Genomic DNA, 13590 nt, shown 5'->3' on the forward strand with positions numbered 1-13590 from the left:
GCTACCGCACGAATCCCACCAAAGCCCCAACGCGCGCACCGGAATTCCGTCTGTCCAACCAATCCCCTGATGGGGATCCCCAAGGTCGGCCAGGCAGCTCTTCCGGAGGCTCACTTTCTCACTACCATCCCTTTGATCCGTCAACAAAATGGCTGACCCATGGCACCCTCAATATATGGTTAACATTTCTCTCGTTGTGGCGCCCCTGCCACGGGCGGTGCTTGGCATCGACCGCGCTTCTCGCCCATAGTGGGCAGAGACGAGTGAATCGCCGTTCAAATCCGGCTCTCGGCCGGTTCCCTTGATTGGCAAAAAGCCCCATGTTTTCGAGGAGTTACCCATGTCCGATGCCATCAAGGTCGGCTTCGTCCCGTTGGCTACCGCCGCCCGTGGCATCCTGGTCGTGTTCTGTGACGACGCCCTGAAGGTCGGTCCGGCGACGGCCAAGGCGCTCGGCGGGGCAAACGAACTCGTGAAGCGGGCGGCGGCCGCTGCCTCATTCAAAGGTAAAACCGGCGCTGCCCTGGACATTCTCGCGCCCGAGGGTCTGAAGGCCGAGCGCCTGATCGTGATCGGGACCGGCAAGGAATCAAGCCTGAAGGGCAACGACTTCCTCAAATTCGGCGGCATGGCCGCCAGCAAGCTCAAGGCGGGAACCGCTGCCATGACCATCATGGCGGAACTGGCGACCGGCGCCATGACCAGCGAGCAGACGGTTGCGATCGCCTCGGGCCTGCGGCTGCGCGCCTACAAGTTCGACCGCTACAAGACCAGGAAGAAGGACGACGAGGAGGGCGCCCTGCGCGCTGACGTCTCGCTCGCGGTCGGCGATGCGGCTGCGGCGAAGAAGGCCTTTGCGTCGGCCGGCGCAGTCATCGATGGCGTCATCATCGCGCGCGATCTCGTCAACGAGCCGCCGAACGTGCTCTTCCCCGAGGAGTTCGCGCGCCGCGCCAGCCAGCTGAAGAAGCTCGGCGTCAAGATCGAGGTGCTCGACGTCAAGGCGATGCAGAAGCTCGGCATGGGCGCACTGCTCGGCGTCGGCCAGGGCTCGGCCCGGCCGAGCCGCACCGTGATCATGCGCTGGGACGGCGGAAAGAAAGGCGAGGCGCCGGTCGCCTTCGTCGGCAAGGGCGTCTGCTTCGACACCGGCGGCATTTCAATCAAGCCGGCCGGCAGCATGGAGGACATGAAGGGCGACATGGGGGGCGCTGCCTGCGTCGTCGGCCTGATGCACGCGCTGGCGGCGCGCAAAGCCAAGGTCAACGCTGTCGGTGCCATTGGCCTCGTCGAGAACATGCCCGACGGCAATGCGCAGCGGCCGGGTGACATCGTCACCTCGATGTCGGGCCAGACCATCGAGATCATCAACACCGACGCGGAAGGCCGCCTCGTGCTGGCCGACGTGCTCTGGTACGTGGCCAAGAAGACCAAGCCGAAATTCATGGTGGATCTGGCGACGCTGACCGGCGCGATCGTGGTCGCGCTCGGCACCGATCATGCCGGCATGTTCTCCAACAATGACGAGCTCGCCGAGCGCCTGCTCGCGGCGGGCATCGAGAGCGGCGAGAAGGTCTGGCGCCTGCCGCTGGGCCCCGAATACGACAAGCTGATCGATTCCCAGTTCGCCGACATGAAGAACACCGGCGGCCGCCACGGCGGCTCGATCACCGCGGCGCAATTCCTGCAGCGCTTCGTCGACGGCACGCCCTGGGCGCATCTCGACATCGCCGGCACCGCGATGGGCGCGCCGAAGACCGACATCAACCAGAGCTGGGGTTCCGGCTATGGCGTCCGGCTGCTGGATCGTCTGGTGGCGGATCATTACGAGCGCAAATGACGCGAGATGACAGAAGTACTTTTCTACCATCTGCAAAACATGACGGTTGAGAACGTCTTGCCGCCGCTTCTCGAGAAATCGCTCGAGCGCGGCTGGCGCGTCGTGGTGCAGTCGACCTCGCCTGAGCGCGCCGATGCGCTCGACGCGCATTTATGGACCTATCGCGACGATTCCTTCCTGCCGCATGCGACATGGCGCGTCAGCGACGTGGCCGAGCAGCCGATCATACTGGCGATCGAAGAGGACAACCCGAACGCAGCCCATGTCCGCTTTCTGGTCGACAATGCCGCGTTGCCTCAGGACGCGCAGGCCTATGAGCGCATGGTGCTGCTGTTCAACGGCGACGATCCGGATGCGCTTGCGGCGGCCCGCAGCACCTGGACGGATTGCAAGACGCGCGGATTTGAGGTCACCTATTGGCAGGTCGACGAACGGGGCCGGTGGCAGCGGCGGAATTAGCGTCCGCTCGCAATTAATGATAATTTGGACTTTCTCAGACAGACTGGCTTCGGCCACCTTCGTGCCGCAAAGTGATGTTGGGACAATCGCTTAGGGCTGCTCCTTGACGTGGGGAATTTAGTTTATCGTGCGACATCAAAAGCTTCCAAAGTCGCTGATAGTTGTGATGGCCGCTGTCGCGCCGCTGATCGCGGGCTGCTCGGGCGGGGCCGATCTGCTGTCGAGGGACGCCGAATGGTTCAACAAGCCGAGCCGCCTGTTCATCAAGAACATCTCGATCGAATCGCCCCCGCTGACCCCCGACAAGCCGGTCAGGCCTGAGGATTACGTCAGCGCCGACGGCGCTTGCCCCGGCATGGCACCGCCGCCTGGACCTGCCGACGCCAATGCCTCGACCGCGGCGCCTGCGCCGATGGGCGGCACGGTCGCGCTCGGCCACACCGAATGCGACGTGGTGCGCGGCATCGGCGCGCCCTCGACCGTCAATCTCTCCAGCGATGCCGCCGGCCGTCGCGTCGCGGTGGTCACCTGGACCACGGGTCCGCGCGCGGGCATCTACACCTTCAGCTCAGGACGCCTGTCCGCGATCGAAGGCAATCCCGAGCCGCAGCCGACGCCGAAGGCGGTGAAGCCGAAGGCGAAGAAGAAGGCGGCGACGTAACTCGTCGTTGGCCTTCCCTGAAGCCGGTTGCGGCCGTCAACGCGATCGTCTGCGGATGCTCGTCCAGACCATCAAGCGGCTTTGCGTCCCTTGATTGCAGTCGCGCTCGAATGAACCGTGATCTCACCGGTCGCGCTCGCCGGCAATCGCGCCTGTAATCGGCGCTTCAGCTCCGCGCTCTCGACTTCCGACAGCTTTCCCAACACGCCGCTCGGGCTGCTGACGACCATGGAGAGCCAATAGTCGTCGAAGTCAGCAAATGTCCGCTCGACGACCAGCTCGCGGGTTTCGACGTCGCGAAGACCGAGCTCCGCCCAGAGCGCCTTGAGCATCTCGAAACGCGATACGTCCGCACTCGGCGGGCGCGCTGCGGGGATGCCCATAGCGTCTGTCTCTTCCCACAAGGGTTGGGTAGGTGTGCCGCCTCGCATAATGTCCCAGGTGTAGGACGCGACCATGCCGCCGGGCTTGGTGACGCGGACCATTTCCGAGGCGCCTTTGCGTGGGTCGGGGACAAAGAACAGCACCAGTGCCATCACTGCGACGTCGAAGCGGTTGGCCTCGTAGGGAAGGGCCATCGCATCGCCAATCGACAGCTCGACCTGCTTTGCCGATAGTTTTTGGCGCGCCGTCGCAATCTGTGCGTCGGAGGGATCGATCGCGCAAACGGATGAAGGGGCGGACTTCGCAAGCAGGAGCTCGGTGAACGCGCCGTTGCCGGCACCGACATCCGCCCAGGCCAGTCCAGGGTGGGGCGCCAGCCAGTCGAGGAACAGGGTCCCGGCTGATCGACTCCAGGGCGCCATGAAGCGCTCGTAAGCCGCGCCGTCGGTGAATTTGATCGGTTCGGGTGATGACATCTGAGATATTTCCTCAACTACGACCTATGCAAATTCCTTCGGGCTGAAAAGGCCGATCCTTGTTTCCTAGCACGGAGCCGAACCGTGCGCGACATGCTGCAGACAATTTGCGGGCTCGGACATTTTCCGACTGGAAGCACGGCCTGCATATTCAGCGCCCCCGTCGACTATATCGATCGCATTCAAGAAGGCGCCTCGCCGAACGATCTGCCGATCCAGGCGCCCGCGGTTACCAGTTGATCAACAATCTGAAGATGGCCAAGGCGCTTGAGATGGTCAAGGCGCTTGAGACGGTCAAGGCGCTTGGCGTGCGATCTGCCGCCCGTGCTGCTCGCGCGCGCTGATCTGGTGATCCAATAACCGATTTCGCGCGGCTCGAAAGTTTTCGCCGCGTCGGAGTGGTATGGGTTGCGGGCCATAAAGGCTGCGAGGTACGGTAGAAGAACAGGCTCGTCCAGAAATGAGCCGGGTGATTAGGAAACGCATCATGCATTTACGCAGTGTTTTTTGCGCGACGTGCCTGTGCCTCATGGCCAGCGGCTGGGCAATCGCCGGAACCAATGACATGCTGATAGGCCTTGATAGCAAGATTACCTATGGTCCCGAAGGCCAGACCAACGGCGCTCCAGCAAACGACGCCGTGCTTGTTGTAGACATCTCAGACCCCGCCAAGCCCAGGATTCGCGCCAGCCTGCCGCTGACGAACTCCCTTCTTGGCCCGCCCACGAACCTGCAAATCACGCCAGATGGCAAGCTGGGCCTGGTCGCGAATTCCGTGATTCACGTTCAGGAGGGGAACTCCTGGAAGGCGGTCCCGGATGACAAGCTATACGTGATTGATCTCACGGCAGAGCCGCCAAGGCTGATCGATACGGTCACCGTTGGGCGGCAGCCGTCCGGCCTGTCGATCTCAAAGAAGGGCGACCTCGCCCTGATTGCCAATCGAGACGGCAAGAGTGTCTCTGTTGTCTCGATCCACGGTTTGACGGTCAAGGCGATCGCCGAGGTGCCTGTAGAGCAGCAGGCTGCGGCGGTGGTCATCGCACCCGATGGCAAGCGCGCTTTCGTCTGCCTGAACCTCGCGAACAGGATCGGTGTGCTGTCCATCGATGGTGAGAAGGTCACCTACGACAAGTCGCTGGACATTCCATCGGCATTCAATCCCTACAACATCGACTTCACGCCTGATGGCAAATACGTCATTGCCTCAAACACTGCTGCAGGGAAGAACAACGCCGATGCCGAGGTGATCATCGAAGCGACGGGGCCGCATCCCCACGTGGTCGACGTCATGAGCCCCGGCATCGGACCGGAAGGTTTTGCCATCGCGCCAGACGGCAAGACTGCAGCTGCCCCGCTGCTGCTCGGCACCTCCGCCAAGGACAGCGACTGGTTCAAGACCAAGACTGGCGAACTGGCTCTGATGTCGATCGGCGAGGGTGGCAAGCTGACAGTCACCGCCCGTGCGCCGCTCGGTGGCCTGCCGGAGGGCGTCGTCTATAGCCCGAACAGCGATTACCTCTATGTAGCTAACTACATCGACAAGGACTTGCAGGTGTTTGCGCTCGCTGGCGGCAAGCTGACCGAAGTCGGGCCAAAGCTGAAATTGCCGGGGCAGCCGGCCTCGATGCGGGGGCCGGCACGGTAAAGTAAGGCGAGCTGAATCCGCGGCTACCGTCCGCTATTAGCTCGCCGCCTCGTCGAACTGCGCGCTCGCCTCGAGCCACTGTTCTTCCGCGCGCGCGAGCGCGTCAGCGGCATTCGCGCGTGCCTTTGAGAGCTGCGCGGCCTGCTTGGGATCGCGCGTAAAAATGTCGGGCAGGGCGAGTGCGGTGTCGATCTTGGCGATGATGTCGCTGACGCGCGCAATCTCGCTTTCGGCCTCCGCGATGCGTTTCTTCAGCGAGCCGCGATTGTCAGATCTCGGTCGCTGCGGCTTCTCGCTCGGCGCGCTGCGCTCGCGCGGAGCGGGCTCGCCGTTGCGCGAGGACAACACCAGGCGGCGGTACTCGTCGAGGTCGCCGTCGTAATTGGTCACGGTGCGGTCGGCGACGATCCAGAGCTGATCGGCGCAGGCCTCGATCAGATAGCGGTCGTGCGAGACCATGATGATCGCGCCGGGAAAATCGTTGATCGCTTCGGCCAACGCAGCGCGGCTGTCGATGTCGAGATGGTTGGTCGGCTCGTCCAGGATGATCATGTTGGGGCCGAAGAAGGTGGCAAGCCCCAACAGCAACCGTGCCTTCTCGCCGCCGGAGAGCTTTCCCGCTTTGGTATCGGCCGCCTTGCCGGAGAAGCCGATCGCGCCGGCGCGGGCACGCACCTTGGCTTCGGGCGCATCGCCCATCAGCTTGCGGATATGGTCGTAGGCGGAGGCGTCCTCGTTCAGCTCGTCGAGCTGATGCTGCGCGAAATAGGCGATCGACAGCTTGTCGGCGCGGGTCACTTTCCCCGAGAACGGCGCAAGACGCGCGGCGAGCAGTTTGACAAGTGTCGACTTGCCGTTGCCGTTGGCACCGAGAAGCGCGATGCGGTCGTCATTGTCGATGCGCAGCGTCACGCGGCTGAGCACCGGCGTTGCCGGATCGTAGCCGACGGAAGCATTGTCGACGGCGATGATCGGCGGCGACAAAATCTTTTCCGGCGCCGGGAACGTGATCTCGCGCACGTCCTCCGTCACCAGCGCCCGGATCGGCTTCAGCCGTTCCAGCATCTTGACGCGTGATTGGGCCTGGCGCGCCTTGGAGGCCTTGGCCTTGAAGCGGTCCACGAAGGCTTGCAGGTGCGCGCGTTCGGCCTCCTGGCGCTTGACCTGCTTGGCGTCGAGCAGCTCGCGCGCGGCGCGCTGCTCCTCGAAGGAGGAGTAGGTGCCCTTGTAGAGCGTGAGCTTGCCACGCTCCAGATGCAGGATCTGGTCGACCGAGCTCTCCAGCAGGTCGCGGTCATGGCTGATCACGATCACCGTGCGCGGATAATGCGCGAGGTGATCCTCGAGCCACAGCGTGCCTTCGAGGTCGAGATAGTTGGTGGGCTCGTCGAGCAGCAGCAAGTCAGGGGCTGCAAACAGCGTCGCCGCCAGCGCGACGCGCATGCGCCAGCCGCCGGAGAATTCGGCGCAAGGGCGCATCTGGTCAGCGGCGGAAAAGCCGAGACCGGACAGGATCGCGGCGGCGCGGCTCGGGGCGGAGTGCGCGTCGATGTCGACGAGCCGGGTCTGGATCTCCGCGATCCGGTGCGGGTCGGTGGCACTCTCGGCTTCGTGAAGCAGCGCGTCGCGTTCGAGGTCGGCCTTGAGCACGACCGAGATCAGGCTTTCGGGGCCGTTCGGGGCTTCCTGCGCCAAGCTGCCGACCCGCCAGCGCGGCGGCAGCGTCACCGAGCCGTGCTCGGCCGCAAGCTCGCCGCGGATCACCTTGAACAGCGTCGATTTGCCGGTGCCGTTGCGGCCGACCATGCCGACGCGCGATCCGGGTGTGATCTGCACGGAGCTGCTATCGATCAGAAGGCGTCCGGCGAGGCGGATGGAAAGGTCGGTGATGGAGAGCATGCGGCCTTGTCACCGCAGGCGGGATTAAACGCAACCCGATTTTTCGTTAGTGGGACTCGCGCTCGCGCTTCCTCAACTCGTCCATCAGCTGCTCGAGATGCGTGGGGAGCCGGGGTTCGGGACGGAGGCTCTGCTGAAGCCGTTCGCCCACGGCATCACAGATCGAGCGGCTGGTGCGCCGGTCGATCTGTTCGCTGTCATTGGGAAAAAGGCCAGCCATTGCGAGGTTCCGTGTTTTTGAAGTAACGACACGGTACCAAGTCACTGGCCCCGAAAATGTTTCGCCGGGCGTTGGGGATGCCTGGTATTCTAGTAAAAATTGTATGAACTCGCCGCATCTGCCCAAATGCAAGGCCCCGGCGGGGGGAACGCCGGGGCCTCTCTTGGAAGGTACCGCCGGGGGGGAACGGTACCTCAGGAAAGTATTGGGCTCAGTAGCAGCGGTTGATCAGCCGCCAGCGGGGTCCCCAGGGGGTCGGGACCAGCCGACGCACATAGCAGCCGCCATAACCGTAGGAGACGGGGGCGGCGTAGAAGCGCGGTCCGCCCCAGCCCCAGCCGCCGTGATGCCAGCCGCCACCGCCGTGCCAGCCCCAGCCGCCGCCATGCCAGTGAGCGGACGCGGAGGTGGGGGCCAGCGCGGCACCCAGCGCGACCGCGGCGACTGCAGCGAGCGAAAGTTTCCTCAACATGATGATCTCCTCAAACTGCCGGCGCGGGGCTATCGCGCCGATGGAAAGGCCGCCGAAACGCTCCGCCTCCGGAGGAGGCTTTGGTTTCGATAGACCTGACGTTACGCCAGCGAGGCTGAACCAAACCCTGATAGAGCCTTCAGATTGGGTTCATCTGAGTGAAATCGTTGTAATCCATGTTGGAATCCGGTCCTTAGCCTGCGGCGAAGCGCCCGCCAGGCCGTTCCGGCGGTCGCTTGCCGGATCGCGAAGGCGCCGATATAAGCCCCGCAACTCCGAACCACCTTTTTCTCTTCAAGGACAAGATCATGGCCATCGAACGCACTTTCTCGATCATCAAGCCCGACGCGACCGCGCGTAACCTGACCGGCGCCGTGAACGCCGTGATCGAGAAGGCGGGCCTGCGCATCGTCGCGCAGAAGCGCATCCGCATGACCAAGGAACAGGCCGAGATGTTCTATGCCGTCCACAAGGCCCGCCCGTTCTTCGGCGAGCTTGTCGAGTTCATGACCTCCGGCCCGGTCGTCGTCCAGGTGCTGGAAGGCGAGAACGCCGTCGCCAAGTACCGCGACGCCATGGGTGCGACCGATCCGTCCAAGGCGGCCGAGGGCACCATCCGCAAGCTCTACGCAAAGTCGATCGGCGAGAACTCCGCCCACGGCTCGGACGCCCCGGAGACCGCCGCGATCGAAATCGCGCAGTTCTTCTCGGGCAACGAGATCGTCGGCTGAGCTTCAGCCGATGAGTTAAGTCGACGGGGCGAAAGGACTGATTGTGAACTGGCTCTGGCAGATCTTCGATCCCGCCACGATCGAGGCATTCTTCACCCAGTTCCGCAATGAGATGGCCGAGCCGACCTTCTGGATTGCGGTCGGCAAGATCATCTGGATCAACATCCTTTTGTCCGGCGACAACGCGCTGGTGATCGCGCTTGCCTGCCGCGGCCTGAAGCCGCGGCATCGGCTGTGGGGCATGGTGCTCGGCGCCGGCGCCGCCGTGCTGCTGCGAATCATCTTCACCGGCATCGTCGCGAGCCTGATGGCGCTGCCGTACCTCAAGCTGGTCGGCGGCCTCGCGCTGATCGTGATCGCGGCAAAGCTGCTGGTGCCGGAGAACGAGGACGAGGACGGCGTCGAGTCGGCCTCGCATCTGTGGCAAGCAGTGCAGATCGTCGTCGTCGCCGACATCGTCATGAGCCTCGACAACGTCATTGCGGTCGCCGCGGCCGCCAGTGGCAGCGTGCCGCTCCTGGTGCTCGGCCTGGCCATCAGCGTGCCCCTGATCGTCGCCGGCGCAGCGCTGATCATGGCGCTGCTGTCGAAGCTGCCGATCCTGGTCTGGGCTGGCGCTGCGCTGCTCGGCTGGATCGCGGGTGAGGTGATCGCGACCGATCCCGGCATCGTGCCGAAGCTGCACTTGCTATCCGAAGGTCCGTTCGGCGCCTCGCTGGACAACATGCTCGGCGCTCTGCACATCCCGCCGCAATTCGCCCATGGGGGCGGAGGCGCCGAATATCTCTGCGCCGCGCTCGGTGTCGTCGTCGTGCTGCTGGTCGGCTCGATCTGGCGCCGGCGCAGCCTGAGCAAGGCCGCGCTCGAAGCCTCCGAGCAACACGCCAAGGTCTCGGTGGAATAAACTCTTGCGAGGAAGAGGTGCTTTCACTTCTCCCCGCTGGGGGAGGTGAACTAGCGCCGCACGATCGATCCGCTGCGCCCGATCAGGCGGGCGAACTGCTTGAAGCGGCTGCCGACACGGTCGGCGACGAGATCGCCGAGCCGGTGTTCGAACACCAGCATCAGATTGCGCCCCTGACTGCGGAAATGCGTGGCGGACAGCACGCCAGGACGTGCCGCCGAGATCAGATGCGCGACACGGAATGCCGCGCCAAGGAGGCGGGCGCGTTCGAGCTGCGCCGGTGTCAGCAATTCCTGCATCGTCAGCGGCGGCTGGTTCTCTTCGCTCAAGCCGGCATAGCGATAAAACACGGACAGTCCGACGAAGGCGCGCTCGCGGTGGTCGATCGCGCCGAAATTCGCGTTGACCACGAGGCTCAGCGTCTGCTCGCCGCGATGGTCGGGATGGACGCGCCAGCCGATGTCGGACAGAAGACAGGCGGTGTGGCGCAGACGGCGATCTTCCTCGGTCTCGCGCAACTTCACCACGCGCGCCAGACGATCGGTCCAGGTCATCAGCTCGCGGGCGTGCTTGGCCGAGCGTGACAACAGCTGGTTCAGCTCTTCGGCGGCGCAGATCAGACCGTCCTTGTTGCGCTCGGCCTCGGGCAGCTTCTCGTGCAGCAGCCCCTCGCGCACACCGAAGGTCGAGAACACGATGGTCTTCGGTTTTGCGACCCGGATGATGTGCTCGAGCACCAGCGCTGCGTAGGTAAGGAGAGGGCGCCGCGCATCGGCGACGACCTCGATGTCGGCGAGCATGTCGACGGCGGCGAGGCGCCGCAGGCGGCGGGCAAAATCGAGCGCCTCGGTCGCGGGAATCGAATAGCCGTGCATCACCTGGAGCGGATAGCCGCTCTGGATGATGTGGATGCGGGCGAGCGCGCGCCAGGTGCCGCCGACGGCGTAGAAGGTGCGGGCGCGGCCGGCGGCGAGCTGCGGCACCTCGTCGATCGCCTCGCGCACGATGCGGTCGGCGCGCTTCAGCGATTTGTGCGCGAGGTCCTGCAGTGCGAGACCTCCGAGCGGCAGCGTCACGCCGCTGCGCACGCTGTTCCCGCGCACGTCGATCAGCTCGAGCGAGCCGCCGCCGAGATCGCCGACGATGCCGTCGGGGCGGTGAATGCCGGAGATCACGCCGAGTGCCGACAGCTTCGCCTCGCGCGGTCCGGACAGGATCTCGATCTTCACGGCGCAGATGCGCTCGGCTTTCGCGATGAAGTCGGGGCCGTTGGAAGCGTCGCGGCAGGCCGCGGTCGCAATCGCAAACACGCGGCCGACCTGCATCACGCGGCACAGCGCGCGGAAGCGCTTCAGCGAGGTCAGCGCCTTGTCGACGGCGTCGGGCGCGAGCAGACCCGTGCTCTGCACCTCACGCCCGAGGCCGCACAGCGTCTTCTCGTTGAAGATCGGAATCAGGCTCCGCGCCAGCGCCTCGTAGACGACGAGACGAACCGAGTTGGAGCCGATGTCGATGACCGCGACGCTAGCGCCACGCTTGCGCGGGCGTTTCACGGCAAAGCTCTCCGGTCAGGACTGATGGCGTTCGTTTCGGCGCGTGAGACGGCGCGGCGAGGATTCCTTGAGCGACTTTCCACGGCCAGACAGACTCGGATTTGTCATGAAGTAATTGTGCACGTTGAAAGGCTCCTCGCCCTTCGCGGTCTTCATACGCGTTGAGGACCCGTCCGGCAACAATTGCCAACTCTGCTCATTGTCCTTCAGATTCGCGACCATGATCTGTTCGAGAACCTGCTGATGCACCGTGGGATTTTGCAGCGGACACAGCACCTCGACGCGGCGGTCGAGGTTGCGCGGCATCATGTCGGCCGACGAGATATACACAGCCGCTTTCGCGCTCGGCAGGCCCTGGCCCATGCCGAAGCAGTAGATTCGGCCGTGCTCCAGGAAGCGTCCGATGATCGACTTGACGCGGATGTTCTCCGACAGGCCGGGAATGCCGGGGCGCAGGCAGCAGATACCGCGGACCACGAGCTCGACCTGCACGCCCGCCTGTGACGCCTCGTAGAGCGCGTCGATGATATCGGGGTCGACCAGCGCATTCATCTTCATCCAGACCGCGCCGGGCTTGCCGTGACGCGCGTGCTCGGTCTCGCCCTGGATGTGCTCGATGATGCGCTTGCGCAGGGTCAGCGGCGACACCGCCATCTTTTCCAGATCGCTCGGCGCCGCGTAGCCGGTGATGAAGTTGAATACGCGCGCGGCGTCGCGGCCGATGGTCGGTTCCGAGGTGAAGTAGGAGAGGTCCGTATAAATACGCGCGGTGACCGGATGATAGTTGCCGGTGCCGGTATGGACGTAAGTGGTGAGGCTGCCGCCCTCGCGGCGCACCACCATCGAGAGTTTTGCGTGCGTCTTCAGCTCGAGGAAGCCGTAGACGACCTGCACACCGGCGCGTTCGAGGTCGCGCGCCCAGCGGATGTTGGCTTCTTCGTCGAAGCGCGCCTTCAATTCGATCAGCGCGGTGACGGACTTGCCGGCTTCGGCCGCTTCGGCCAGTGCGCGCACGATCGGCGAGTTGTTGGAGGTGCGATAGAGCGTCTGCTTGATCGCGACGACGTCAGGATCGCGCGCGGCCTGTTGCAGGAACTGCACGACCACGTCGAAGGATTCGTAGGGGTGATGGACGACCAGGTCCTTCTGCCGGATCGCGGCAAAGATGTCGCCGCCATGCTCGCGCACGCGCTCGGGATGGCGCGGCACGTAAGGGGTGAATTCGAGATCGGGCCGGTCGAGACGGGTGAGCTGCGACAGCTCGTTCATGGCGAGCACGCCGTCGACCAGGAACACCTCGTCGTCGGCCGCCGAGAGCGCGTGCTGCACGAAGCTGCGCAGCTGCTCCGGCATCTTGGCGTCGATCTCGAGCCGGATCACCGATCCGCGGCGGCGGCGCTTCAGCGCGGTCTCGAACAGGCGGACGAGGTCTTCGGCCTCTTCCTCGATTTCGAGCTCGGAGTCGCGGATGATGCGGAAGGAGCCCTGGCCGTGGAGACTGTAGCCGGGGAACAGGCGATTGATGAAAAGGCCGGTCACCTGCTCCAGCGAGATCAGGCGCACCACCTTGCCGTCGCCCGGCAGGCGAATGAAGCGGTCGATCTTGCCGGGCATGCGGATCAACGCGTTCATCTGCTTGCCGTCGATGGCACGCGTGAGCTGAAGCGCGATGGTGAAGCCGAGGCTCGGGATGAACGGAAACGGGTGGGCCGGATCAATCGCCAATGGTGTCAGCAGCGGGAACACGTTGTTGAGGAAATAATCCTCGAGCCAGGTCCGCTCCGCCTTGGTGACCTCTTTGCCGTCGACCAGCACGATGCCGACGTCGGCGAGCGTGCCACGCAAATCAGCCCAGATCGCCTGCTGGTCGGAGGCGAGCTTGGAGACGGTTCGGTTGATCAGCGCGAGCTGCTCGGACGGCGTCAGGCCATCGGGGGCGCGTTCAGCGATGCCCTCGCGGATCTGCGCCTTGATGCCGGCGACGCGGACCATGAAGAACTCGTCGAGGTTATTTGCGGAAATCGACAGGAATCGCACCCGCTCCAGCACGGGGTGGCTGGCGTTGACCGATTCCTCCAGGACGCGGCGGTTGAAATGCAGCCAGGAGAGCTCGCGATTGATGAATCGCTCAGGGCTCGAGGCAATCGCCGGCAGGGCCTCAGCTTCCGTGGCTTTCTCTTTCGTTTCAACAGCTTGCGCGGAGTCCATGAGAAGTCGGTCCATCCAGTTCGCCCCAATTTGCGACTTATGCGCAAAACCGGCCGGAGCATGTGTTAGCGCGATGACGTTTCGATGACATTGATGTTCCGCCGCCGCGCCGCGTCAAGCGGCGCTAAGGGGATT

General features: G+C 64.2%; 13 protein-coding genes. 7 read left to right on the forward strand and 6 right to left on the reverse strand.

Going from position 1 to position 13590, the window contains the following annotated elements:
* Positions 1–340 precede the first annotated feature (340 nt).
* From ACP2YP_RS18040 to ACP2YP_RS18050, 3 genes are all read left to right on the forward strand, one after another.
* A complete protein-coding gene (locus ACP2YP_RS18040; protein WP_426425737.1) occupies positions 341–1840 on the forward strand; it encodes a leucyl aminopeptidase in 1500 nt (499 codons plus the stop codon).
* Between the two features lie 6 nt (positions 1841–1846).
* A complete protein-coding gene (locus tag ACP2YP_RS18045; RefSeq protein ID WP_426425739.1) occupies positions 1847–2299 on the forward strand; it encodes a DNA polymerase III subunit chi in 453 nt (150 codons plus the stop codon).
* A gap of 166 nt (positions 2300–2465) precedes the next feature.
* Positions 2466–2960, forward strand: a complete 495-nt coding sequence (locus ACP2YP_RS18050; RefSeq protein WP_426425741.1) for a hypothetical protein — start codon at positions 2466–2468, stop codon at positions 2958–2960.
* A gap of 71 nt (positions 2961–3031) precedes the next feature.
* Here ACP2YP_RS18050 and ACP2YP_RS18055 read toward each other — a convergent pair whose 3' ends face one another.
* Entirely contained in the window at positions 3032–3820 is a 789-nt protein-coding gene (locus ACP2YP_RS18055) for a class I SAM-dependent methyltransferase (RefSeq protein ID WP_426425743.1), read from the reverse strand.
* 84 nt (positions 3821–3904) lie between these two features.
* On the opposite strand from ACP2YP_RS18055, the gene ACP2YP_RS18060 reads away from it, so the two are divergent.
* Positions 3905–4060 (forward strand): hypothetical protein, encoded by a 156-nt coding sequence (locus ACP2YP_RS18060; protein ID WP_426425745.1) that lies wholly within the window; start codon positions 3905–3907, stop codon positions 4058–4060.
* A 247-nt stretch (positions 4061–4307) separates the two neighbouring features.
* A complete protein-coding gene (locus tag ACP2YP_RS18065; protein ID WP_426425747.1) occupies positions 4308–5468 on the forward strand; it encodes a YncE family protein in 1161 nt (386 codons plus the stop codon).
* 36 nt (positions 5469–5504) lie between these two features.
* Here the strand turns inward: ACP2YP_RS18065 and ACP2YP_RS18070 are convergent, their stop codons facing one another.
* The 3 genes from ACP2YP_RS18070 to ACP2YP_RS18080 all read right to left on the reverse strand — a co-directional run bounded on the left by ACP2YP_RS18070 (position 5505) and on the right by ACP2YP_RS18080 (position 8059).
* Entirely contained in the window at positions 5505–7367 is a 1863-nt protein-coding gene (locus tag ACP2YP_RS18070; protein WP_426425749.1) for an ABC-F family ATP-binding cassette domain-containing protein, read from the reverse strand.
* A gap of 46 nt (positions 7368–7413) precedes the next feature.
* Positions 7414–7587, reverse strand: coding sequence for a hypothetical protein (locus ACP2YP_RS18075; protein WP_426425751.1), 174 nt, complete (start codon positions 7585–7587; stop codon positions 7414–7416).
* Positions 7588–7798: 211 nt separating this feature from the next.
* Complete coding sequence (locus ACP2YP_RS18080) at positions 7799–8059, reverse strand: sulfur globule protein precursor (RefSeq protein ID WP_148752965.1); 261 nt, start codon at positions 8057–8059, stop codon at positions 7799–7801.
* Positions 8060–8367: 308 nt separating this feature from the next.
* On the opposite strand from ACP2YP_RS18080, the gene ndk reads away from it, so the two are divergent.
* Both ndk and ACP2YP_RS18090 read left to right on the forward strand, forming a co-directional pair.
* Positions 8368–8790, forward strand: coding sequence for a nucleoside-diphosphate kinase (gene ndk, locus ACP2YP_RS18085; RefSeq protein ID WP_426425753.1), 423 nt, complete (start codon positions 8368–8370; stop codon positions 8788–8790).
* A gap of 43 nt (positions 8791–8833) precedes the next feature.
* Positions 8834–9694, forward strand: coding sequence for a TerC family protein (locus ACP2YP_RS18090; RefSeq protein ID WP_426425755.1), 861 nt, complete (start codon positions 8834–8836; stop codon positions 9692–9694).
* Positions 9695–9744: 50 nt separating this feature from the next.
* Here the strand turns inward: ACP2YP_RS18090 and ppx are convergent, their stop codons facing one another.
* Together ppx and ACP2YP_RS18100 are read right to left on the reverse strand one after the other, a co-directional pair.
* Complete coding sequence (gene ppx / locus ACP2YP_RS18095; RefSeq protein WP_426425757.1) at positions 9745–11247, reverse strand: exopolyphosphatase; 1503 nt, start codon at positions 11245–11247, stop codon at positions 9745–9747.
* A 15-nt stretch (positions 11248–11262) separates the two neighbouring features.
* Positions 11263–13455 carry an RNA degradosome polyphosphate kinase gene (locus tag ACP2YP_RS18100; RefSeq protein ID WP_426426193.1) on the reverse strand — a complete coding sequence of 731 codons (2193 nt, stop codon included), beginning with the start codon at positions 13453–13455 and terminating at the stop codon, positions 11263–11265.
* Between the last annotated feature and the right edge of the window lie 135 nt (positions 13456–13590).

The organism is Bradyrhizobium genosp. A (genome assembly GCF_049949275.1).
Classification (GTDB): domain Bacteria; phylum Pseudomonadota; class Alphaproteobacteria; order Rhizobiales; family Xanthobacteraceae; genus Bradyrhizobium.